The organism is Sphingopyxis sp. GW821-FHT10B01, assembly GCF_059415685.1.
Genome location: NZ_JBWKNS010000002.1, coordinates 901819 through 924673 on the forward strand (window position 1 = coordinate 901819; position 22855 = coordinate 924673).

The window sequence follows — 22855 nt, forward strand, 5'->3', positions numbered from 1 at the left end:
GCCGTCATGCCGCGTGCCCAAGGGAGTCGCAAGGGGGTAGGCTGAGCCCACCCCCCGCAGGTTCGCGATCAGCGCGCGCCCATCGTGCGCAAGCGGTCGCGCAGCAGGCCCCAGGCGGCAACGCCTTCGGCGACCTGACCGTTGATGACGAAGGTCGGGGTGCCGGTGATCTGATATTTCTCGACCCCCGCGTTGGTGCCCTTTTCGATCGCCTCGACATTCTCGACCTTGCTCAGGCACTGCTGGATCGTCGCGGCGGGGACACCGCGCTGCTGATAGAATTGATCGATCCCCCAGCCCTTGGCGAGCGCGACAAAGCGCTGCGCGGGCGGCAGCTTCATCGCGTCTTCGATCCCCGGCGCCGGCTTCGACGCGCCGGCGATGAACGCTTCATGTTCGAGGAAGGTCGCATCGGCGAGCGGGAAGAAGCGGTCGGGGCCGGTGCATTTGACGATCGCGCCCGAAATTGCGTCGACCGGGTGGAGCATGAACGGGGTCAGCTTGTACGACACGCGGCCGGTGTCGACGAAATCGCGCTTCAGCTCTTCGTGCGAATCCTTGGCGAACTGCGCGCAATGGCCGCAGGTGAAGGCGCCATATTCTTCGAGTTTGATCGGGGCATCGGGGTTGCCCATCACCACACCGTCGCCGTCGACGCGCACGACCTGCGACCAGCTCTTGCCGGCGGGGGCCGCGACCTTGGCGATCGCATCCTGCTCTTTCGAGGGATCGGTCTTGCTGTCGCCGCAGGCGGCGAGGGCGAGCGCGCCCATCGAGGTCAGGAGGACATTACGCAGCAGGGTCATAATCTATCTTTCTCCACTAGTCGGGAATGCGGCGCTTTTTAGGAGGCCTTGAGCGCGAGGTCGAGTTTCGATTTGAGCGCGGGCCAGGCGGTGACCTCCGCATTGCGGCCGTTGATGAAGAAGCTTGGCGTGCCCTCGATGCGGTCGGCGTTGAGCCCGATGTTGGTCATGCCGGTGAGTTCGGCCTGCGCGACCTCGTCGTCGAGTGCGGCGTCGAGCTGTTTCTGCGTGTAGCCGCGGGCGCGCATCAATGCGGTCAGGCCGGTGCCGGCGGCGATCTTGCGTGCGCGCTCGCCGGTGGTGCCTTCGAACCAGCTTGTCTTCTGCGCGTCGGTGGCTTTCTGGATACTGGCGATCAAGGCTGGAAAGCCTGCGAAAATGGCTTGGTGGTTGCCGGAAAATGCCTTGGGACCGCCGCAACGCGCGAGCAGCGCCGCGGTCATGTCGACCGGATCGCGCACCAGATTGCGATATTCGAACAGGATGAGGCCGCGGTCGATATATTGGGCCTTCAGCGGCACCGTGCCGGCCTTCGCGAAATCGGCGCAGACGTGGCAGGTGTAGCTGAAATATTCGACCAGCCGCACCTTCGCGGCAGGATTGCCGACGACAAAGGCGCCGATCGGGCTTGCCGTGACGGTCGACGACCAGCCCGCCGGTTTGGCGGGGGTCGCCGCGAGCAAGGTCAGCGCGGCGCCCGAAAGCGCAAGAACCGCGGTACGGCGGTCGAGAAGGGGATCGTCAAAAGCGGACATCGTTGGCCGTCGTTCCTTTAACTGATGCGAGGGAGTTTGGGTGCCGTCCCCAGTCCCGCCGCCATGCGTTCGAGCACGGTCCTGAGTTCCGGGTCGCCGATGTCACGCAGGCTGTCTCCCAGTTCGGCGGGTACGGGTTTGAGCATTGCCGGCGGCTGAACGGGTGCGGCCGGGGTGACTTGTCCATGCGTCATCCGGACCTGTGCGACGGCGGCATAGCCGAAGAAGCGGTTGACCGCGCCGATGATGTCGGGCGCGACATGTTGCAGCATCGGTGCGTGCGCGCCGCTGATCGTCAGGTGCAGCGTGCCGCCCGCTTTCTGGCCGGCCGGGAAACGAATCATCGCGGGCTGGGTGACGTCGGCGAGCCGGTCGCCCACGATCTCGCGCCAACGGCTGACGACCGAGCTCTGGACAAAGCCGAATTTGCGAAAGGCGGCGCGGCCGATTTCGGGGACAAGGTCCGACACCATGCGCGCTTCGCCGCCGCGCGGGCGTTCGTAAACGCGCGTGGCGGGCTTGGCGGCTTTCGCCTTGCCTGTCGCTTTGGCCTTTTTGGCCGGCGCATCCTCGCCTGCGTCTTTCGTCATAGCGGGGGCCATGCCATAGGCGGGGGGTGAGCGTCCAGACTTCCAACATCGTTGACGACTTCGCAGGCCGTCTGCTCGCGTGGTACGACCGCGCGGCGCGGGTGCTGCCCTGGCGCATCGCGCCGAACAGCGGCGTTGCTCCCGATCCCTATCGAATCTGGCTGGCCGAGGTCATGCTGCAGCAGACGACCGTTGCCGCGGTTGCCGGCTATTTTGCGCGCTTTACCGAACGCTGGCCGACGGTTGCCGATCTGGCGGCGGCGGACGATGCCGACGTCATGGCGGCGTGGGCGGGGCTTGGCTATTATGCCCGGGCGCGCAACCTGCTCGCCTGCGCACGCACGGTGACCCGCGATCATGGCGGACATTTCCCCGATAGCGAGGCCGCGCTGCGCGTGCTGCCGGGGATCGGCGACTATACCGCCGCCTCGGTCGCGGCGATTGCCTTTGGCCGCGCGGCGGTCGTCGTCGATGCCAATATCGAGCGGGTGACGGCACGTCACCGGCTGATCGAAACCCCGCTGCCGATGGCCAAGCGCGAGATTCGCGCCGCGCTGGTGCCGCTCGTGCCACAGGACCGGCCCGGCGATTTTGCGCAGGCGCTGATGGACCTTGGCGCGACCATTTGCACGCCGCGTGGTCCGGCGTGTGCGATCTGTCCGTTGATGGCCGACTGCCGCGCGCGGGGAAGGTCCGATATCGATCATCTGCCGGTCAAGCCGCCGAAGAAGGCGAAGCCGCATCGCCATGGCGTCGCGCACTGGATCGAGCGCGATGCGCAAATCTGGCTCGTCCGGCGCCCCGACAAGGGCATGCTCGGCGGAATGCGTGCGCTACCCGGCGGCGACTGGGCCGATGCGCGCGCGCCGGAGTCGGGTTTGGCCGAGTCGGTTATCGTCAGCGTCGATCATGGTTTCACCCATTTCGACCTCACGCTGGCGTTGGTGCGCCGCGAAGCGACCCCCGAAGCCGCCCCCGAAGCCGCCGGTGCCGCAGCGGAAGGCGAATGGTGGCCGATCTCGGACCTTGACGCGGCCGGGCTGCCGACGCTCTATCGCAAGCTGGTCGACAAGATGATGCTGGAGAGACGCACATGAATATGATGGTTTCGCGCCGGGCGCTGATGGGCGGCATCGCGCTGGGCGGAGCCGCGGCGCTGCTGCCGCGCGCCGCGCTCGCGTGGAAGGTCGACGGGGCGGGACTCTATCCCGCGACCAATGCGTTCATCAAAGGCTTCGTCGACCGGCGTGAGCTTGCCGGCGCGCTCGCCGCGATCGGCAAGGGACAAGAGGCGCCCGTGTTTTTCGGCGCCGGGGTGCAGTCGAACGATTCGTCGACCCCGGTCGGCCCCGACACGCTGTGGCGCCTCTATTCGATGACCAAGCCAGTCACCGGCATTGCCGCGATGCTGCTGATCGAAGACGGCAAGATGAAGCTCGATCAGCCGATCTCCGACTTCCTGCCCGCCTTTGCGAAGATGCAGGTGCAGAATGTGGCCGATGGCTCGATCACCGACGTTCGCCCTGCAAGAGGTCCGATCACGGTGCGCCAACTGCTGACCCACACGGCGGGGCTCGGTTATAATATCATCCAGAAAGGCCCGATCAAAAAGGCCTATGACGACGCGGGTATCGTCGGCGGGCAGGCGAGCCGCCTGCCGATACCGGGCTTCGCGCCGGTGACGCCCGCCCCGAGCCTTGCGGTGATGGCCGACCGGCTCGCGGCGCTGCCGCTCGTGTATGAACCCGGCACCAAGTGGAGCTATTCGATCAGCCTCGACCTGATGGGGCGGCTGATCGAGGTCGTGTCGGGGCAGGCGTTTGACGCTTTCCTGAAAGCGCGGTTGTTCGATCCGCTCGGGATGACGAGCACGGCTTTCATGGTCGGCGCGAAGGATGTCGGGCGCTTCGCCAGCAATTATGCGCCGTTCGGCGGGGCGCTGATCCCTTTCGATCCGGCCGCGAGTTCAATCTATCTTGATCCGCCGCCCTATCCGTTTGGCGGCGGCGGTCTGGTGTCGAGCGCGCGCGATTATGACCGCTTCCTTGCGATGCTGCTCGGTGAAGGCGAAACTGGCGGGGTGCGGGTGATGAAAGCCGAAACCGCGCGACTTGCGATGTCGAACCTCATTGCCGACAGCGTCGACCGCAAAGGAACCTTCATCGACGGGCAGGGCTTCGGCGCGGGTGGGCGCGTGTCGCTGCCAACCTCGCCGGGTGGCGAGGGAATCTTCGGCTGGGCTGGCGCTGCGGGCACGATCGGCTTCGTCCACCGCAAGCTTGGTTATCGCGTCGGTGGCTATACGCAGATCATGCCGCCCGATGCGGTGTCGTTCCAGGGCAGGTTCGGCGAAACCTTTTTCAAGGATGTCGTGGGCTGATGCCGCTGCCGCTCGGATTCACCGGCGCGTGGCTCGACCGCGCCGATCAGCTTCGCACCAATGCGGAAGCGTTTGCCGCCGCGGCGGTCGATCCACGTGCACGCTGCCTCGTGCTCGACGGCATCGATTTCGTGCCCGGCGAGGGGGGCGGGCTCTTGTGGGAGCCGCTCGACCCTGCCGACGAACGCGCGCTGATGCTGCTCGGGATCGACGATGCCGGAATTCCGCATTTCGTCCGCGAAGCGCCGGCTGGCGCACGGATCGATGCGCGGTCGCGCACGGTGATGCGGCTTCTGCCTTTGCTCTCGGGCGAAGATGCCGCACTCTACGGCGGCGCGCGCAGCCTCGTCGACTGGCACGCGCGGCACGGCTTCTGCGCGGTGTGCGGATCGCCGACCGATCTGTTCCGTGGTGGCTGGGGGCGGCGCTGCGGCAGTTGCAACGCCGAACATTTTCCGCGTGTCGACCCCGTGGTCATCATGCTCGCCGAATGCGAGGGCCGCGTGCTCGTCGGGCGACAGGGCGGGTTCCCGCCGGGCTTCTTCTCGGCGCTTGCGGGGTTCGTCGAGCCCGGCGAATCGCTGGAGGAGGCGGTCGCGCGCGAATTGTTCGAGGAGGCGGGGATCCGCGTTTCGGACGTGTCTTACGTGGCGAGCCAGCCGTGGCCGTTCCCGTCTTCGCTGATGATCGGTTGCCGCGCGGTCGCGAACGACCCTGCGCTGACGCTTGATACGACCGAGATCGAGGCGGCGATGTGGGTGGACAAGGACGAGGTTCGCGCGGCGCTCGCGGGCGATATCGGCGCGCCGTTCATGGCGCCGCCGCCGTTGGCGATCGCGCGTTACCTGCTGGAGGATTGGGCGGGTTAGTTAAATCCGCCGCCCGGTGATCCGGGTAATTTCCTTCGCCACCATCGCCTCGACGAGCGGCGGCAAATTGGTGTCGAGCCAGTCCTTGAGCATCGGGCGCAGCGCGTCGAGGACAACGTCTTCCATCGTGCGGCCTGCAGCGGCAGGCGTGGATACGGCCACAGCCGCAACCGCGGGCGCGATGGCCGCGGTCAGTGCTTCGAGCGACTGGCGCGCCGCATCGGCGCTTGCTTCGGAGACGAGTTCGTCGGCAACCGGCGCGGCTTCGGCACGGATGCCGTCTTCTTCGTCCTGAAGATCGAGAATATCGTCGGCTTCGACGGGCCGCGTTTCGCGAACGGCGCCGGGCGCCTCGTCACGAGCAATCACGCGCCGAATCGACGACAAGATATCTTCCATCGACGGTTCCCGCGACATGTCGCCCATCAATCAGCCCCCTCAGCCCCCACGAATACAGGGCAATTAACCATCTTCTTACCGGTTCGGGGCGGGCTTTGCCAAGCCTTATTGTGGCGACAGCGACGGCGGACCCACGGGGACGCCTGCGGTGGCTGCCGGAACGGCGCGGGTATCGGTCGCGACTTGCTGCGGTGCCGGATCGTCGGCCCAATCCCAGATTTGCCCCTTCACGCGCTTGTAATTGACTTCGGGATCATAGAGCGCGCCGCCCTCGATGCCGAGGTCGCGCGCTTCGGCTTTGCCCATTGCGGCAAGGACCGAGAAGGCGGCGACATAGGAGTTGCGTTGTGCCGACACGAGCTGCACCTGCGTGTTCAGATATTCCTGTTCGGCGTTCAATATGTCGAGGATCGAGCGGGTGCCGACGCTGTTTTCGGCGCGCACACCCTCCAGCGACAGGCCGTTGGCGCTTACCGCCTGCTGGGTTGCCGTGATGATTCGCTCGTTCGCCTGCCATGCGGCATAGGCCCCGCGCGTCTGGGCAATCACGCTGCGTTCAGTGGCAACATAATTTTCGATTGCCTGGCTGGTGCGCGACTGTGCCTGGCGCACCTGCGCCGAAGGACGTCCACCCTGGAACAGCGGAACCGTCAGCGAGAGGCCGGCCTGCGCGCTCTTCGTGACATTTTCCGAGGTGGTGTTCGCCGGCGGTATCGAGTTCAGATTGTTGGTGTAACCCCCATTGGTCGTCGCCGACAATTTGGGCAGGCGGCTTGCGCGCGCGACGCCGATATCGGCGCGGCTGGCATTGACGAGCTGGTTTGCTGCCTCGATGTCGGGATTGTTGTTCAGCGCAATCGCGACAGCTTCCTCGGCGGTCACCGGCAGATTGGGCAACGCCGGCGGCTGTTGCAGATCGACCGGCGCATCGCCGACGAGGCGGATATAGGATTCCCGGCTGGCGATCAGGTTCGATTCGGCGGTGCGCAAATCGCCCTCCGCGAGCGCGAGCCGTGCTTCGGATTGAGCAACGTCGGTGCGCGTCAGGTCGCCGATCTCGAAGCGGTCGCTCGACGCCTGCAAATTGGTGCGCAGGACCGCGACATTCTTCTGGTTGAGCTGGACGATCGCCTGATCGCGGATGACATCCATATAGGCGCCCACCGTCTGCGAGAAGATGCTCGCCTCGGTCGCGCGGAGATCTGCCTGACCAGCCTCGACGCGAAATTTGGCGGCCTTGATAGCGTTGCGCACCGCGCCGCCCTGATAAATGGGGACGGTCAGTTGCCCGCCGACGGTCATGGAACGTTTGGGCGAGAAAAAGGCGTTGCCGGGGAGCACCAGGTTTTCCTGATAGTCGACGCGGGCGCCGACCTCGGGCAGGCCGAGCGCCTTCTGGATCGGAACATTTTCGTCGTTTGCCCGCTGTCCGGCGCGCGCGCCGGTCAACGTCGGGTTGTTCTCATAGGCCTTGGCCAGCGCGTCCTGAAGTGTTTCGGCTTGCGCCGCAGGCGCCAGCACCAGCGCGCTGACCGCAAGGCCGGCGAGCCAGCGGGCACGGCGAAGAGGCTGTTTCTTATCGGTATCGAGCATAAAGATGTCAGCCTGAAACAAAGAGGGATGCCGCCTTAAAATTTGAAGCCTGTCGGCGCGGCAAAGCCGGGCAGCGGCGCGACGTCCATGTCGGCGAAGCTGCGTAGCGGAATAGCCCCGCCAGCCTTGATACCCTGAACCAGCCGCGTGACGGCGCCCTCGCGCTGCGCGGCGACCAGCTTGCCGCCCTCGGCGAGCTGGTCGGCAAGCGCGTCGGGCAGCGTCTCGATCGCGCCTTCGATGATGATGCGGTCAAACGGCGCCGCACCGGGCGCTCCGGCGATCAGCGGTCCCGCGATCCAATGGATATTTTCGTCGGTGAGGGCGCTTTGTGCCGCGGTTATCAGGTCGCTCTGTTCTTCGACGGCATGGACTTCGGCGCCGAGTCGCGCGAGCAGCGCGGCGGTATAGCCCGTGGCGCTGCCGATGAGCATCACGCGCATGCCAGGACGGATCGCCGCCGCAACGAGCATTCGGCCGGTCACCAGCGGTGCGTTCAGGGCGCGGCCATGCCCCAGCGCAACCGCGCGGTCGGTATAGGCAACGCTGGCGAGCGCGGCGGGCACATGCGCCTCGCGCGGCACCGCGGCCATCGCGCCGATCACGGCCGGATCGATGACGTCGTTGGTCCTGAGCTGGCTGTCGATCATGGCGGACCGCATGTCCGCAGCCGTGATTTCGCTAAACTTCGTCGCCATCAGCCTTTTCCGATTCCCTGGGGCATCACCTTGTTGCAGGCAGCTTTAGCCGAAGCCATGCTGTATTGCAATGGTAATACAGCCCCGCAGCCGCACATCCGCCGCGCATAGCTGCCAACGGCCGGACAGCCAAGCCCGCATCGCACGGCACGCGCGGCATCAAAGGGGGCGCTTTGGCGAATCCTTGACAAGATCGCGAAAGCCGCTCACTAGCGGCGCCGTCCAACACCCGGCCCGTCTACTCAGGATGCGGCAATCTGGCATGAGGCCCGATGGCGGAGTGGTGACGTAGCGGACTGCAAATCCGCGCACGCCGGTTCGATTCCGGCTCGGGCCTCCAAAATCCTGTCCGGCGGTGATCGCGGACAGTTGAAATTCACCTGTTTTCCAGTGGTGTATCGGCGATCATCGATTGTCTGCGCCGGCCTTTATGGAACGACCGGGCTTTTACGTCCGAAGCCCGGCCCTGCCTCAGGAACTCACAGCGATGACGGCCTCGATCTCGACCAGTGCGCCGAAGTGGAGCGGGTTGCATGGAACGATGGAGCGGGCCGGGCGATGGGATCCGAAGAAGGCCGCATAGGCCCGGTTCGCTTCGTCCCAATGGGCGATGTCTGTTACGTACACCGTGCATCGGACGATGTCGTCGATTTGCGCGCCCACCACGCGGCCGATCGCCGCGATGTTGTTGAGCGCGAATGCCACCTGTTCCGCGATCGGGACATTTCCGGCATCCGGGGTCGCGCTCGTCACACCAAGCTGTCCCGAAACATAGAGGGTGTCGCCGTGCAGCATGGCCTGGGCGTAATGGCCGCCGGGGGCGGGGGCGTCCGCGCAGCGTATTTCTGTCATTTTCTGAACGCTCATGTCGATCTCCGAAATTACCATCCACCCGTGCGGGACCATTGTCCGGCCAGCTGTCCGGCACGCAATACAGCATAGGAATCATAGGCCGCACAGGTCAGACAGGCGTGGTTGGGCAAAATTCGAACGAGGCTGCCGATTGGCAGGCGTGCGAACCAGCTTTCGTCGGGAACCGGGACATTGCCATGTTCCTGATGCACCGTTGTGACCGCCAGCGAACCGAGCGGCTTCAGCGTTGCGGCGTCGCAGACCAGTCCATAGCCTGCTTCGGGCATGAAGCGGTTGGCGCCGACGTCCTTGGACAGGGCGAGGGCGCCGGCGTCGAGAATGAGGCTGGGGCCGCGGGGCTGGTGGCCGATCACCGTCGCCAGCACGGAGATTGCCAGATCGTCCTCGGCGCACATGCCCCGTGACAATTGGGCAAGATCCCAGAACAGGTAAATGCCGGCGCGCACTTCGGTAACGCCGGACAGCTGGTCGGCGAAGAGCGCGGTGGGTGTCGAGCCGACGCTGACGATGGGGCACGCGTGGCCACGCGATCGCAGCCGTTCGGCGGAGGCGACCGCTGCGTACCGCTCGACCTCGGCCAGCGCCGCGATCGCGGCCGGATCGTCGAAAGCATAGCTATGCCCGGCGTGGGTCATCACACCCATCAGCTCCAGCTGCGGCGCGCAGCCCCGAATCGTGTCGGCGATGGCGACAAGCTCGTCCGATGCGGGGGCGACGCCGCTGCGGTGCTCGCCGCAATCGACCTCGATCAGGATGCCGAAGCGGGCGCCGAGCGAAGCCGCCTCTTTCCCGATGGCCGCTGCCGCATCGCTGTTGTCGAGGACGAACAGCAGGCGTGCGCCATGCTCGCGCTGGATCCGTTCGGCGCGGGCCAGTTTCGTGGGCGCGATCGCGGTGGTGTAGAGGATGTCGCGCCAGCCCGCCGCGGCAAAATGCTCGGCTTCGGCCAGTGTCGAGACGGTGATCGGTCCTTGCCCGCCATCGGCAGCGATGCGCGCGACGTCGACAGATTTGGCGGTCTTGAGGTGCGGGCGGAGCGTAACGCCCAGCGCGTCACAGCGGACGCGCATGCGGGCAGCATTGCGCTCCAGTCGATCCGCATCGAGAAGCAGGTGCGGGGTATTCAATCCCTCGAACATATGGGCCCAATCCTTCATACGAGTGCTCCGAGCGGATCCAGCGTATCGGCGATAAGAAAGGGGCGTGCCGCATCGGCGACGAAAGGCAGCCCCGCCCTGTTGTGCCAGAAAACGGGCATGCCGACACCCGCCGCGCCGGGAATATCCGCCGGCGAGCCCGCAACGAAAAGCGTCCGGGCGGGATCGGTGCCGAGCCGGTCGAGCGCGGCGCGATAGGATTCGGGCCGCGGTTTGTAATAACCCGTCTCTTCGGAGGTCACGACGGCGGCAAAGGGAACACCGACCCGCTCCGCCGCCCGCCGTCCGAGGGCGACCGAACAGTTTGTGACGACACCCAATTTGATGCCGCGTGCGCTCAGGTTTGCCAGCACTCCGGGGCCTTCGGGCCAGGGGCGGAGCGTGTTCCAGTGCGCGGTCAAGGCATCGGCGGCCGACACGGGTACGCCCGCTACGGCCGCCGCCTCGCGAACAAGGTCTTCATAGGGCCGGTAGGCGCCGCATCCATAGGTCAGTTCGAGATAGGCGCGGCGCCAGCGTAGTCCGTCGGCGCTGGACCCGGCCGCGTGATTCCAGACCGACCATGAATCGAGGAGCGCGGTGAGCAGGTCGAAGAGTATGGCTTCGATGGAAGCGATTTGTTTCATGCAGTAAAATCCAGATTCCGTTATGCTGTCCGAATTCGGGCGTGCACGGGTCCGGACCCGTTGCCGGGCGATTTCGGGTCATGCCGCTCAAGGTCGTTGGCGATTACCAAGGACTGGCTTGTGTCGGCTAATGCCTGTTGCTGATGGTTTGATGCCGCTGCGTAAGCACGGGCCGGTCGATCGCCGCGGTTTCGCGCAGCGGGATGAGATAGCGCCTAGGTGGCGGCCAGCTTCCAGAAGGCTTCGGCCGACTGCGATTGCCGGCTGCGCGGCCGATAGAGCCGGACATCGACAGGAATATCCCAGACAGCATCGCCCGCCCGGACCAATGTGCCTTTCGCCAGATCGTCGGCAACGATGCTGAGCGGCAGCCAGGCAAGCCCTTTCCCGTCCCTGGCCATCCGCGCGAGGACCAGCGTGTGCGACGTGAAGACCGGTGCAAAGCTGACCGGGATCGCCTTCGTCTCGAACATCGCCGACACGATGCGGCCCATGCCAGATCCTTCTCCATAGGCCAGCAGATTGACCGTTCCCCCTGCACCGCCGGTGATCGAATGGAGCGGCGCCCCGTCGCTGCCGCCGGGCGCGCTGACGGGCACAAGCGCGTCAGGGCCGAGCGATATCGACTGGAAGCCGGCACCATCGAGAACCGACGCCGCGCCGGGATAGAAATAGCACAGGCAGAAATGCGCCTTTCCGGTCAGCATGATATTTTCGGATGCACCCATATTGTCGGCGGTCAGCTGGATCGGAATCTCCGAATCCGCCCTCGCTTGCAGCGTCGCGAGCCACTGCGGGAAGAAGTTGAGCGCGAGGGCGTGGGTGACCAGAATCTTGATCGTCGAAGCCGATGTTCCCGCAATTTCCTGAACTTCCCGCCGTCCATGCTCGACGTCCCGCAGAACCGTCTCGGCGATCACCGCGAAGCGCTCGCCGGCGGGCGTCAGTGTCATTTTATGCGTACTGCGGTCGACGAGTTCGACGTCGAGCCACTCTTCCAGCGCCCGGATACGGCGACTGAAGGCCGGTTGCGTGACGCAGCGCTCCGCCGCGGCGCGCGAGAAATTCCCCACGCGGATAAGGGCACCCAGATCTTCAAGCCACGCCATTTCCATCGTTCACGCCCATCGTTACGCTCTTCGGAGCTCCAGGAGAAAAACCGGTCCAGAGTAGCGCCGCCGGCGATCGGATGGCGCGGGCGGCTGCCCGCGCCAATCTATTCGCCAAATGATCGAATGAAAGCGGAATGATCGTTTCGGGATCGGCGATGAGAGGAATGGCGCGCGTCGTGGCTGGCAATCGAACCTCAGATGTTCGATTTCATCTGACGTCTTGTGTTCCCCCGCCTTCGCGGGGGAACAGCGATTAAGTCCACCTAAAGCCAGCCTGCTCTGGCATTGCAGGCAGATTGTGCCCGGTGACAGGAAATTCATTCGACAGGCCCGGTCCTCCCCGGCAGAAGGTCGAAAGGGTCTGCCGATTTCCGGGTGATTGGATTGCTCCAAAATCTTTTCGAGCATGTCGACATGATGCACGCGACCGCAGGTTTGCTGGTGGGCATCATGGTCGGGTTGACGGGTGTGGGGGGCGGGTCGCTGATGACGCCGCTGCTGGTGCTGATGTTCGGCGTCAATCCGAAGACGGCCGTCGGCACCGACCTTTTGTTTGCCGCATTGACGAAGACGGTGGGGAGCACCGTCCATGGCTGGCGCGATACGGTCGACTGGCATATTTTTCGCCGTCTCGCCGCGGGATCGATCCCGGCTGCCGTTCTGTCGGTCGTCGCGCTGCAGGGGCTCGGGGAAATCGGCGCTCGCGCCGAGCATGTCATCATCCTGTTTCTCGGCTGTATGCTGATCCTGACGGCGTTCGCGGCGCTCTTTCAGGGGCGGCTCATGCGGTTCGCGCAGCGGCACGAAGGTCCGGGCGACCGGCGCGCGCTGCTGCCGACCGTGATGCTCGGGGCGTTTATCGGGATCGCGGTTTCGATCTCGTCGATCGGCGCGGGAGCGATCGGCGTCACCGCCTTGCTGATGCTCTATCCGACCTTGCCGGTCTCGCGGATCGTGGGCACCGACATCGCGCACGCCGTTCCGCTGGCTCTGGTGGCGGGGTCGGGACATTGGCTCTATGGCGATGTCGATCTCCAGCTGCTCGCCAGTCTGCTCGTCGGGTCGATCCCGGGTGTGATCGTCGGCAGCCTCTTGTCCAGCCGCGCACCCGATCATCTGCTGCGCCCGGCGCTCGCGGCCGTGCTTCTCTTTTCGGGCCTGAAGTTGCTGACCAGCTGACACGGGCCATCGGCCCCGGGGGGCATTTCTTCCGCCCTGTTATTCCCGGGCTGCCTTGCGCAACTGGGCCATTTCCACGCGATCGCGCCCCAGCGTCTTGGCGCGCAGCAGGGCGGCGTCGGCGGTCCGTACCAGACGGTCGAAGCCGCAATGATCCGGTGCGACGGCGATGCCGACCGATACCGTGATCGGGTCAAGGTCCTTGCCGCCATGTCCCAGTTCCAGCGCCGAGATGTGGGCGCGGATATCCTGCGCACGTTCCTCTGCCTGTGCGAGCGATAGCCCGGGGAGGAGAACCAGAAATTCCTCGCCGCCGTACCGGAAGGCGAGGTTCGCTTCGCGCGTCACATTGGCCAGTACCTGCCCGACGGCACCGAGAACGGCGTCGCCGGCCTCATGGCCATGGATATCGTTGAACCGCTTGAAATGATCGACGTCGATCATCAGGCAACCGAGCGGTTCGCCGAGACGCCCGGCCTGCGCGAATTGCGTCTCGAGCACATGGCCGAGTTGCCGGCGATTGGCGAGGCCGGTCAGCGAATCGGCCATCGCCATTTCGCGTAGCGTGTCGCGGAGCTGAAGATTGGCGACCGCCAGCCCGATATTTTCGGCAAGCATGTCGAAATAGATCAACTGCGCCGCGCTGCGTGTCGCGTCGCCCATCGGCATTTCGAAATAGAGCAGGCCCAGTGTTTCGCGCTGCGCGGTGAGCGGGAGGCAGAGGGTGTCGACCGGATGGTCTGCGTCCCACTCGATATGGTCGCAGGGGACATCGACATTGTCCCCCGCCGGACGGTGCCGCAGTCCGCGCCGTAGCGCCCAGCACGACAGCGCCGAAAACTGGTCGCCGGACCGGACCGGACCCAGCCAGCCGCACGCCTCGACCACCAGGTTACGCTGCCTGTCGAGCAGGTAGAGACGTCCAGGGAGCCCCGGTGCGATCTCGGGAACGAAGCGCTGGACGACTTCCTGCAGGTCGTGGAGCGTGTCGCACCCCTGCATTCGCTGCGTCATCCGCGACAACAGGTCGCGCATGCTACGGTCGGTATCGCGCTCGGCCTCCAGCCGTTGGCGTTCGAGGCCATTTTCGCGGAAGATGCGGATGGCCTGCGCCATGTCGCCGATTTCGTCGATATGGCTGACCTCGGGCGGTTCGGCGGCATAATCCTGCACCGCCAGCCGGTTGACGACATCGCTCAGCCGCACGACCGGATGCAGGACGCGCTGCTTGAAGATGAAATAGAGCACAAACAGGACGAGGAGCGCCGTCAGCACCAGCACGACCTCGGATATGCGCTTCCACAACCGCGAAAGATCGGTCGCTTCCGACACCTGCGCTTCGATGCGGCTGTCCAGCCGGTCCTGGAAACGCTGAACCTCGATCTCGGCGCGGTCGAGCTGCCGTTCATATTCGGCGCCGAACAATATCTGGCGCGCCACGACGGCGTTTCCGCTTTCAAAGGCCTTGAGTGCCGTTTCCTGCTCGTCGTGGAGCGTGTCGGCAAGCGCGATGGCCTTCTTCAGCGCGGCGAGCTCGCCGGCCGTCGCACCGGCATCGCCGATATGACGGATGCGATCCTCGACGGCCTTGAGCGCCGCGACTTCGCTGCGATAGGCCGCCAGATAGGTGGGATCTTCGGTGTTGACGAACTGTCGCGCCCGGTCACTCAGCGCGTAAATATCGGTTCCGAGTTCGGCTGTCGCCTGATCCAGCAAGTAGCGCTGTTCGACCGCCGAGCGTTCGCGATCCTGCGCATTCGACGCGAAGATCATGGTCGTGCTCGACACGATGGTCAGCACGACTGTCGCCCCATAGGCCCAGTTGGTGATTGTCGCTAAACGCATGGTCGGATTTTAGAGAACCAATCATTGGAACGAAGTTAATCTTGGCCTTTGTGCAAAGGCCATCGCCGCGGTTCGTCTGTACGTTTATTCTCCCTTGCTTGCCAAGGGTCTGCCCCGACCGTTCCAGGGTTCAAATGACGCTGATGTGACCAGCCATATTCAGAGTTGGTCGATTTGCCGATGCAGGACCTGTTTGATCAGGTCCAGTTCCGTCCTCCCGATTGCGGGCCATGCCATCGCCCTTTGGGCAACGATTCTTCGCGTGTGAAGGGAAGGGAGGCTCGATACCAGCAGGATCGCCTGCACACGCGATTCGGCTGATATCCGGGGTTCGGACTTGATCAGCGAGACCAGGGCCGAGTTGCGCTCGATGCCGGGCAGCCACAGGCGGTCATAGAAAATCTCGAACGCCGGGCCCGGTTCGGCGAGCTCGCGGGCAATGATTCCGTTACCCAATATATAGGCGTCGCTGCCGAGAATCAGTTCGACCGATGCCGCCATCAAATTCTTGAGCGTTTCGCGCGCCTCCTCCGGCCCCGACGGAGACTCGATCGTTTGCCTGGCTCTTGCCACGGCGTCATGCGTGGCTTGCCCATAGCGCGACACAATCTCTTCGGCGCAGGCGCGATAAAGTCCTTCCTTGCTGCCGAAATAATAGTTCAGCGGCGGAAGCGTCGTGCTTGCCCGTTCGGCGATACGCCGTGTGGTCGTGGAGCGGAATCCCGCCGCCCCGAATTCGATCAGAGCGGCCTCGAGAATGCGCTGGCGCGATTGATCGCCCTTGCGCGACGCATTCGACACCGCGTCTCTCCCGGGCTGCGCAACGGGCACCTCGACCGAATCTCCCATCGTCATGATCAACCTCAAAACTGTCGCCGCATCGAACTTGCCCTGCGTAAAGCAATTGTCCGCTGGTTGGCAAACGCGGGGTTTTCGGCGGAATATCGAGCTTTACGTGCTTGTTCAAAAAATACTTAGAATACTATTGATTTTTGCGATGCCAAAATATATCAGTTGATACATAATAGGAAAGGCCATGGAGTCGAGGGCGCCCGGACCGCGCTGCCGAACAGTGGCCGTGAACATGGGAGAGAGGGATGACACGCCACCACCGGACCTTGACGGCGCTTGCCACCGGAACCTTGATGATTGCCGCCGCGCATCCGGCGGCGGCGCAGGATGCCGAGGCGGCCGGGGCAACCGAAACGGCGGGCAATGACGACATTATCGTCACCGCGTCGCGCCGTCCCCAGACGCTGCAGGAAGTCCCGATTTCGGTGGGCGTCGTGACGGGGGCCGCGATCGAGCAGCAGGGGCAGCGTCTGTTCACCGATCTCCAGTCATCGGTTCCCAATCTTCAGATCGATAACACCAACGGCAACTACGCCATCACGATCCGCGGGCTTGGGTCGGGCGCGAACAATCTGGCGTTCGAGCAATCGGTCGGGCTGTTCGTCGACGGCGTCTATTCCAGCCGTGCGCGGTCGTTGCAGGTGCCGTTCCTCGATGTCGAGCGTATCGAGGTCGTCCGCGGACCGCAGGGCGCGCTGTTCGGCAAGAATACCAATGCCGGCGCGATCAGCATGATCACGCGCCGTCCGACCCGCGATTTTCAGGCCGAGTTCCGCGCGGGCACCGAACTGGCGCAAGGCGGGATGAATTTCAGCGGATATCTCTCGGGGCCGATCAGCGACACGCTGAGCGTGCGGTTGAGCGGTGGTGCCGGACAGGCCGACGGCTATATCGAAAACCGGCTGACCGGCTTTGACGACAACGGGTCGAAATACCGGTCGGGGCGCGCCCAGATCCTGTGGGAGCCGAGCGAGGATTTCGAGGTCCTGCTCAAGGTCGAGGGGTTCCGGAACGAGATCAACGGGTCGAACGCGGTCTATAACAATATCGGCAATGCGAACTGCAATCTGTGCAACGTCATCCGCAATGCCAGCGGCGGCGCGGCGGCGCAGGATAAGCCCGGCTTCTGGCGGTTCAGCCGCGGCTTTCCGAAGGAATATGACGTCACCAAATCGCGCACTGGCGCGATGACGATGAACTGGACCCCAGGCGACTGGTCGGTCACGTCGATCACCGCGTATCAGGCGGTGGATTCGGAACGCACGTTCAACACCATCCCCGGGCCGATCAACCTGCTCAACACGCTGCAAGCCGAAGAGAGCAGCCAGTTCTTCCAGGAGCTGCGTGTATCGCGCGACGTCGCCGCCGGGATCAACCTTGCGTTCGGCGCCACCTATACCGACGCCGACCTCGATATCCTGCAACTCGTCAGCTACAACGGCAATCTGGTCGGGACGACGCTGCCGCAGGCCGAGGGCAAGCGCGGCTTTACCCAGTCGTCCTGGTCGCTGTCGCCCTTTGCGATCGTCGAGGCGGACCTGACCGATGCGCTGACCTTCAGCGGCAGCCTGCGCTACAGCCATGAAAAGAAGGATGCGCGCGGGATCAGCACCAATGTCGGACCGCGCATCCCCGCGAACAATCTGGATTTCGATATCAGCGGCAGCCGCACCGAGAAGCTATGGGATTATTCGCTGCGTCTCCGCTACGAATTCAGCCCGGCGGTCTCGGCCTATGTCAGCTATGCGACGGGGACCAAGGGCGGCGGCTTCCTGTCGAACGACGGGCTGCTCCTATACAATATCCGCAACAACAACGGCCGGTTCGACTTCGATGACGAACGCGCGCGAGCGTGGGAACTCGGTACCAAGATGCGCCTGTTCGATCGCAAGCTCGACCTCGACATCGCGCTGTTCCGCACCCGCTTCGCCAATCTGCAGGTGTCATCGTACAACGGCACGGCCTTCATCACCGGCAACGCCGCCAAGGCGACGGCGCAAGGTGTCGAGGTCGAGGCACGGTACCGGCCCAGCTCGATCGTCAGCCTCGGGGCAACCGGCGCCTATCTCGACGCGAAATATAACGACTATCCGGGTGGGCCTTGCCTCTACAACGCGCCGGCAACCTGCCTGCCCGCCACGAACAATCTTTCGGGCGTGCGCCTGACCCGCGCGCCCGAATGGAAGGCATCGGGATATGTGCAGTTCGACGTGCCGGTGGCGGACGGCCTGATCGTCAGCGCGCGCGGCGCGGCCGATTACACGTCGAAATCCTATCTGCAGGGCGACATGAACCCGCTGAACGCGCAGCCGGGCTATGCGAAGGTCGACGCGCGCCTTGCCATTCGCAAGGAGGACGGTGCGTGGGAACTCGCGCTCGTCGGGCGCAATCTCACGAACAAGGTGACGTTCAGCCAGGCGATCAACACGCCTCTGCTCGGCGGGAACAGCCATGTCGTGATGATCAACCCGCCGCGGACGGTCAATCTGGAAGCGGTGCTTCGTTTCTAGGCAACACATGGATTTGACACGGAAAGGCCGCGAGATGGTTTGGACTGTTGGACGCCGCGCATTCGTTGGCGGCATGGGCGGGGCCGGAGTGCTCGCGGCGTCCGGCGCACGGGCAGGCGCCCCCGCGGCGGACGGCCGCAAGCTCAATGTTCTGATGATCGTCACCGATCAGGAGCAGAGCGTTGCGAGCTTCCCCGCCGGACTGCTCGAAAAGCTGCCGGGGCATCGCGAACTGATGGCGCGCGGCACGCTTGTCGAAAATTACCATGTCCAGACCACGCCGTGCAGCCCGTCGCGCTCGACGATCTTCACCGGGCATCACACGCAGCGCACGGGTATCTATCTGAACTCGAGCGGCGCCGACGATCCGGTGCTGCCGACCGATCTGCCGACGCTGGGCCACATGATGCGGGCCGCGGGCTATTACACCAGCTACAAGGGGAAATGGCACCTTTCGCCGATCAACGAGAAGCGGAACTGGAATCAGGTTTCGGGCACGATCTATCCGGCGACCGAGCATGCCATGGAGGAATATGGGTTCGACGATTACGGGTTCGATGGCGAAGCCGTCGGCCTGACGTGGGACGGCTATCGCCATGATCAATATATCGCCGCCGATGCCTCGCGTAGCATCCTCGATTTCAAGGAGCGCGACAAGGCGGCCGGCAAGCCGTGGTTCATGGTTGTCGGCCTGCTCAATCCGCATGACATCATGTTCTATGACGCGACCGGCAAGCAGACGGCGTCGCGGGCGCATCCCTATCTTCTCGGACCGCTACGCCGCGAGCCTGGCGACCCGCTCTATGCCGAGGACAATGGTTTCGAGCTGCCCGAAAGCTTTTATCGCGACGATCTGAGCGGCAAGCCCGAGGCGCATCGCGGCATCGCCGCTTCGAACATCCGCACCTATGGCGCGATGGACCTTGGCGATGAGGCGTCGTGGCGCCGCTTCCGCAACTATTATTACAATTGCATCCGCGACATGGACCGGCGGATCACCCAGCTGTTGTGGGCGCTGGAAGCGAGCGGGCAGCTCGAGAACACGGTCATCGTCTTCACCTCGGATCATGGCGAGCGCGGCGGCGCGCACGGCATGCGGCAGAAGGGCGGCACAATCTATCGCGAAGAAACCAATGTCCCGATGATCATCGTTCATCCCGACGTGGCGGGCGGGCGCCGGTCGCGCCGCCTGATGAGCGCGGTCGATATCGCGCCGACGCTGCTGGCGCTCGGCGGCAAGGATGCGGGCTGGCGGAAAGACCATTATCCAGACTTGCCGGGCGTCGATGTCACGTCGCTGCTGACCGACCCCGATGCGCGGACCGAACGCGATATTCGCGGACATTTGTTCAATTATGCGGTGGGTTATGGGTGGGCGCCCAAGGCAGGCCAGCCCGCCACCGCCGCGTTCGCCGAACGCTTCGACCTGTCGCGCCGCCGGCTGCACCGCGGGGTCCACGACGGCCGCTGGAAATTTGCGCGCTATTTCGCCCCGGAGCATCATCAGCAGCCGCGAAACTGGGCGCAGCTGTCGGGGAACAACGATCTCGAGCTATACGACACACAGGCCGATCCCAATGAACTGGTGAATCTGGCATCGCGGCCCGATCAGAAGCGCAACCTGTTGCGTCTCAGCACCATGGTCAACGCGCTGATCGCGCGGGAAGTCGGCACGGACGACGGAAGCGAATATCCGGGGCCGACAGAGATGTATAATCGTCCCTTGCCCGGCTGAGAGTAGGGGGCAGCGCGGCTCGGCGACGCAGCTTCACGCCGCTTTGCAAAAATCGATTGCGCGCCCTGCGGCAATCGAAACAACAAAGGGCTGCGCCTTCCGGAGCAGCCCTTCCATTGTCTTGCCTGTCGCGGACAGCTTAGCCGAGCTGGACCCCCGCGAGGAAGGTCATGCTCAAATCTGCCGCATGCGGCGTGTGACAATGAGACATTCGACCACCTCCTTTCGCTTGTTGACGATAAGCTTAATGTAGAATTTTCGGCCGCCGGTTCAAGACATAACCGAGGCGGGTCTTCACGGGGCCGCGATCTTCCTGCGGCGCACGATCGTCTGGGCGTTCGTATATTCCAGCAGACCCTCCAGCCCGCCCTCGACGCCGACACCCGACTGTTTCATTCCGCCGAAGGCCGCGGTGGGCGAAAGATGCTGCGTCTCGTTGACCCAGACGGTACCGCTCGCGATGCGCTGTGCGATCTCCAGCGCCTTGTCCTCGTCCTGTCCCCACACCGATCCGCCGAGGCCATAGTCGCTGGCGTTGGCGCGTGCGACCACGTCGTCGAAATCGTCGAACCTGATCAGCGGCAGGACGGGACCGAACTGTTCCTCCTGCACGATGCGGCTGTCCTCGGGCGGATTGTCGAGGATGGTGACCGGGATGAAATAGCCCGGCACATCGGCCGCCTCGCCGCCGACAAGAAATGTATAACCCTTGGCCTTTGCATCGGCGATCAGGTCGAGGACGCGGGCATATTGCGCCTCGTTGTTGATCGGGCCGATCTGCGTTCCCTGTTCGGACCCGTCGCCGACCTTCACCGTCTTCGCATAGGCGACGAGCGCGTCTTTCAGCGGTTCGTAAATATCCTTGTGCACATACATGCGCTTGGTCGCGATGCAGATCTGGCCATTGTTGCGGAATGCGGCCCAGAACAGCTCCTCGGCAACCTTTTCGACATCGACGTCGGGCATCACGATCGCGGCGTCGTTGCCGCCGAGTTCGAGCGTCACGCGCTTGAGCGTCGGCGCCGCCGATTCCATCACCCGCCGCCCGGTCGCGGTCGAGCCGGTGAAGCTGATCTTGTCGAAGCCGGGATGACTCGTCATCCACGGCCCGAGCGCATCGCCGCCGGTGACGATGTTGAGGACGCCGGGCGGCAGGATCTCCTTGACCAGTTCGCCGAACTTCAGCGTGGCCAGCGGGGTGAAGGGCGAGGGTTTGAGCACCATAGAGTTGCCCGCGAGCAGCGCCGGGCCAACCTTGAACATCGCGAGCAGCAACGGGAAATTCCACGGCGCGATCGCGCCGACGACCCCGAGTGGGAGGTGGCGCGTCTCGCTGTACCGCTCGTCGCTGTCTTCGTTGACCGTCACCGGCAGGTCGAGGCTCGCCGCGCCCATCAGCCAGTAACCCGCGCCCATGACCTCGCCTTCGGCCTCGGCGTGCGGCTTGCCCTGTTCGGCGGTGAGCAGGCGTTTGAAGGCGTCGGCATTGGCCATGATCGCCTGACCCATTGCGGTCAGCGCCGCCTTGCGGTCCTCGATCGGGGTGGCCGCCCAGCCGGGGAACGCCGCGCGGGCGGCGGCGATGGCGCGGTCGAGGTCGTCCTGGCCGGCATCGGGAGCCCTGCCGATGACCTGCTCGGTTGCAGGGTTGAGCACGTCGAAGCTTGCGCTGCCATTATCGGGCTTGCCGCCGATCAGCATCGCATAGTTGCGGTCGAAATCCATTGTCTCTCTCCAGCTTTATCGGTGTTTTCAGGGTATCAGCACGACCTTGATGCACTCGCCGCGCGCCTGCGCGGCCAGCGCCTCGTTGATCGCGGACAGCGGGAAGGTCTGGATCAATCTGTCGAACGGGAAGCGCCCCGCGGCGTGATGCGCGATTAGTTCGGGAATGAAGCTTTGCGGATCGCTGTCGCCCTCGATGATCCCGATGATGCGGTGGCCGGGAGTCATCAGCGCGGCGACATTGACGCTGATCGCGGCATCGGCCTTCGACGGCACCCCGACCAGCCCGATCGCGCCATGGCTGCCAAGTGCGGCGAGCCCGGCCTCGATGACAGGCACCACGCCACTGGTATCGAAGGCGAAGTCGAGCCCGGCCGGGACGATCGCGCGGAGCGCTTTGGCGAGGTCGCCAGCTTCGGCAGGGTCGATGACATGCGTCGCGCCGAGGTCCTTCGCGATATCGCGCCGTGCCGCGATCGGTTCGACAAGGATGATCGTTTCGCACCCCTGGATCACCGCACCCATTACCGCGGCCAGACCCACTGGCCCCCCACCGAAAATCGCGATACTCGATCCCGCAGGGCAGGCGAGCGAATTCATCACTCCGCCCGCGCCGGTCTGGAACCCGCAGCCCAGCGGTCCAAGCAGTTCGAGCGCGACCTTCGACGTGTCGACCTTCACGACATTGCGCGCGCGCGTGACGGTGAGCGCCGAAAAGGAGGATTGGCCGAAGAAATGCGAGGTGATGCGTTCGTCGCCTTTGGCATAAGCGGTCGAACCATCGTCGAGCCGCATCCCGGCATAGTTCAGCGGCACGAAATTCTGGCAATAGCTCGGCAAATGCTCGTCGCAGCGCGGGCAGGCGCCGCAGCTTGAAAAGCCGACGACGACCGCGTCGCCGACGCTCAGACCCTCGACGCCTTCGCCGATCGCCTCGATCACCCCGGCGCCTTCATGGCCGAGCACGCCAGGGAGCGCGAAGGGGGCGAACTGGTCGCGGAAGATCAGGTCGGTGTGGCAAAGGCCGACGCCCGCTACCGCCACGCGAACCTCGCCCGCACGCGGCGCTTCCACCTCGATCGTCTCGATCGTGAAATCGCCGCCGGGCTGACGCACCACGGCCGCCGTCGCTTCGGTCATTCTCTTCTCCG

Annotated in this window: 20 protein-coding genes and 1 tRNA gene; 7 read left to right on the forward strand and 14 right to left on the reverse strand. The window is 64.5% G+C overall.

The window, feature by feature from the left end; all coding sequences use genetic code 11:
* Window positions 1–68: 68 nt before the first annotated feature.
* The 3 genes from AC07NV_RS08745 to AC07NV_RS08755 are packed head-to-tail and all read right to left on the reverse strand — an operon-like array spanning window position 69 to window position 2151.
* Window positions 69–806, reverse strand: a complete 738-nt coding sequence (locus AC07NV_RS08745; RefSeq protein WP_495165925.1) for a thioredoxin domain-containing protein — start codon at window positions 804–806, stop codon at window positions 69–71.
* Between the two features lie 38 nt (window positions 807–844).
* Window positions 845–1561 carry a thioredoxin domain-containing protein gene (locus tag AC07NV_RS08750; protein ID WP_495165926.1) on the reverse strand — a complete coding sequence of 239 codons (717 nt, stop codon included), beginning with the start codon at window positions 1559–1561 and terminating at the stop codon, window positions 845–847.
* Window positions 1562–1578: 17 nt separating this feature from the next.
* Window positions 1579–2151, reverse strand: a complete 573-nt coding sequence (locus AC07NV_RS08755; protein ID WP_495165927.1) for a DUF721 domain-containing protein — start codon at window positions 2149–2151, stop codon at window positions 1579–1581.
* Window positions 2152–2177: 26 nt separating this feature from the next.
* On the opposite strand from AC07NV_RS08755, the gene AC07NV_RS08760 reads away from it, so the two are divergent.
* Genes AC07NV_RS08760 through nudC form a run of 3 tightly spaced genes read left to right on the forward strand, consistent with a single transcriptional unit; the run spans window position 2178 to window position 5400 of the window.
* Window positions 2178–3248, forward strand: coding sequence for an A/G-specific adenine glycosylase (locus tag AC07NV_RS08760; RefSeq protein WP_495165928.1), 1071 nt, complete (start codon window positions 2178–2180; stop codon window positions 3246–3248).
* Complete coding sequence (locus tag AC07NV_RS08765) at window positions 3245–4531, forward strand: serine hydrolase domain-containing protein (protein WP_495165929.1); 1287 nt, start codon at window positions 3245–3247, stop codon at window positions 4529–4531. Before AC07NV_RS08760 ends, AC07NV_RS08765 begins: the two co-directional genes overlap by 4 nt.
* Window positions 4531–5400 (forward strand): NAD(+) diphosphatase, encoded by an 870-nt coding sequence (nudC, locus tag AC07NV_RS08770; RefSeq protein WP_495165930.1) that lies wholly within the window; start codon window positions 4531–4533, stop codon window positions 5398–5400. Before AC07NV_RS08765 ends, nudC begins: the two co-directional genes overlap by 1 nt.
* On the opposite strand, the gene AC07NV_RS08775 is transcribed toward nudC, so the two are convergent.
* From AC07NV_RS08775 to AC07NV_RS08785, 3 genes are all read right to left on the reverse strand, one after another.
* Complete coding sequence (locus tag AC07NV_RS08775) at window positions 5401–5826, reverse strand: DUF2497 domain-containing protein (RefSeq protein WP_495165931.1); 426 nt, start codon at window positions 5824–5826, stop codon at window positions 5401–5403. It abuts the gene before it with no gap.
* 78 nt (window positions 5827–5904) lie between these two features.
* On the reverse strand, window positions 5905–7392 hold the full coding sequence (locus AC07NV_RS08780; protein WP_495165932.1) for a TolC family outer membrane protein: 1488 nt from the start codon (window positions 7390–7392) through the stop codon (window positions 5905–5907).
* Window positions 7393–7427: 35 nt separating this feature from the next.
* A complete protein-coding gene (locus AC07NV_RS08785; protein WP_495165933.1) occupies window positions 7428–8090 on the reverse strand; it encodes a protein-L-isoaspartate O-methyltransferase family protein in 663 nt (220 codons plus the stop codon).
* A gap of 266 nt (window positions 8091–8356) precedes the next feature.
* On the opposite strand from AC07NV_RS08785, the gene AC07NV_RS08790 reads away from it, so the two are divergent.
* Window positions 8357–8430: transfer RNA gene (locus tag AC07NV_RS08790), tRNA-Cys, on the forward strand.
* Between the two features lie 131 nt (window positions 8431–8561).
* Here AC07NV_RS08790 and AC07NV_RS08795 read toward each other — a convergent pair.
* From AC07NV_RS08795 to AC07NV_RS08810, 4 genes are all read right to left on the reverse strand, one after another.
* Window positions 8562–8957, reverse strand: coding sequence for a RidA family protein (locus tag AC07NV_RS08795; protein ID WP_495165934.1), 396 nt, complete (start codon window positions 8955–8957; stop codon window positions 8562–8564).
* Between the two features lie 14 nt (window positions 8958–8971).
* Window positions 8972–10102 carry an alanine racemase gene (locus AC07NV_RS08800; RefSeq protein WP_495165935.1) on the reverse strand — a complete coding sequence of 377 codons (1131 nt, stop codon included), beginning with the start codon at window positions 10100–10102 and terminating at the stop codon, window positions 8972–8974.
* Window positions 10103–10116: 14 nt separating this feature from the next.
* Window positions 10117–10746 (reverse strand): HAD family hydrolase, encoded by a 630-nt coding sequence (locus AC07NV_RS08805; RefSeq protein WP_495165936.1) that lies wholly within the window; start codon window positions 10744–10746, stop codon window positions 10117–10119.
* A 215-nt stretch (window positions 10747–10961) separates the two neighbouring features.
* Window positions 10962–11861 carry a LysR family transcriptional regulator gene (locus AC07NV_RS08810; protein WP_495165937.1) on the reverse strand — a complete coding sequence of 300 codons (900 nt, stop codon included), beginning with the start codon at window positions 11859–11861 and terminating at the stop codon, window positions 10962–10964.
* Between the two features lie 411 nt (window positions 11862–12272).
* On the opposite strand from AC07NV_RS08810, the gene AC07NV_RS08815 reads away from it, so the two are divergent.
* Complete coding sequence (locus AC07NV_RS08815) at window positions 12273–13037, forward strand: sulfite exporter TauE/SafE family protein (protein ID WP_495165938.1); 765 nt, start codon at window positions 12273–12275, stop codon at window positions 13035–13037.
* Between the two features lie 39 nt (window positions 13038–13076).
* On the opposite strand, the gene AC07NV_RS08820 is transcribed toward AC07NV_RS08815, so the two are convergent.
* Both AC07NV_RS08820 and AC07NV_RS08825 read right to left on the reverse strand, forming a co-directional pair.
* On the reverse strand, window positions 13077–14882 hold the full coding sequence (locus AC07NV_RS08820) for a diguanylate cyclase (protein ID WP_495165939.1): 1806 nt from the start codon (window positions 14880–14882) through the stop codon (window positions 13077–13079).
* 159 nt (window positions 14883–15041) lie between these two features.
* Window positions 15042–15737, reverse strand: a complete 696-nt coding sequence (locus AC07NV_RS08825; protein WP_495165940.1) for a CerR family C-terminal domain-containing protein — start codon at window positions 15735–15737, stop codon at window positions 15042–15044.
* A 242-nt stretch (window positions 15738–15979) separates the two neighbouring features.
* Here AC07NV_RS08825 and AC07NV_RS08830 point away from each other — a divergent pair, with 242 nt between their 5' ends.
* Complete coding sequence (locus AC07NV_RS08830) at window positions 15980–18244, forward strand: TonB-dependent receptor (RefSeq protein ID WP_495165941.1); 2265 nt, start codon at window positions 15980–15982, stop codon at window positions 18242–18244.
* A 34-nt stretch (window positions 18245–18278) separates the two neighbouring features.
* A complete protein-coding gene (locus tag AC07NV_RS08835) occupies window positions 18279–19979 on the forward strand; it encodes a sulfatase family protein (RefSeq protein WP_495165942.1) in 1701 nt (566 codons plus the stop codon).
* A gap of 294 nt (window positions 19980–20273) precedes the next feature.
* On the opposite strand, the gene AC07NV_RS08840 is transcribed toward AC07NV_RS08835, so the two are convergent.
* Entirely contained in the window at window positions 20274–21704 is a 1431-nt protein-coding gene (locus AC07NV_RS08840; RefSeq protein WP_495165943.1) for an aldehyde dehydrogenase family protein, read from the reverse strand.
* A gap of 27 nt (window positions 21705–21731) precedes the next feature.
* Window positions 21732–22844 (reverse strand): NAD(P)-dependent alcohol dehydrogenase, encoded by a 1113-nt coding sequence (locus AC07NV_RS08845; protein ID WP_495165944.1) that lies wholly within the window; start codon window positions 22842–22844, stop codon window positions 21732–21734.
* Window positions 22845–22855 lie beyond the last annotated feature (11 nt).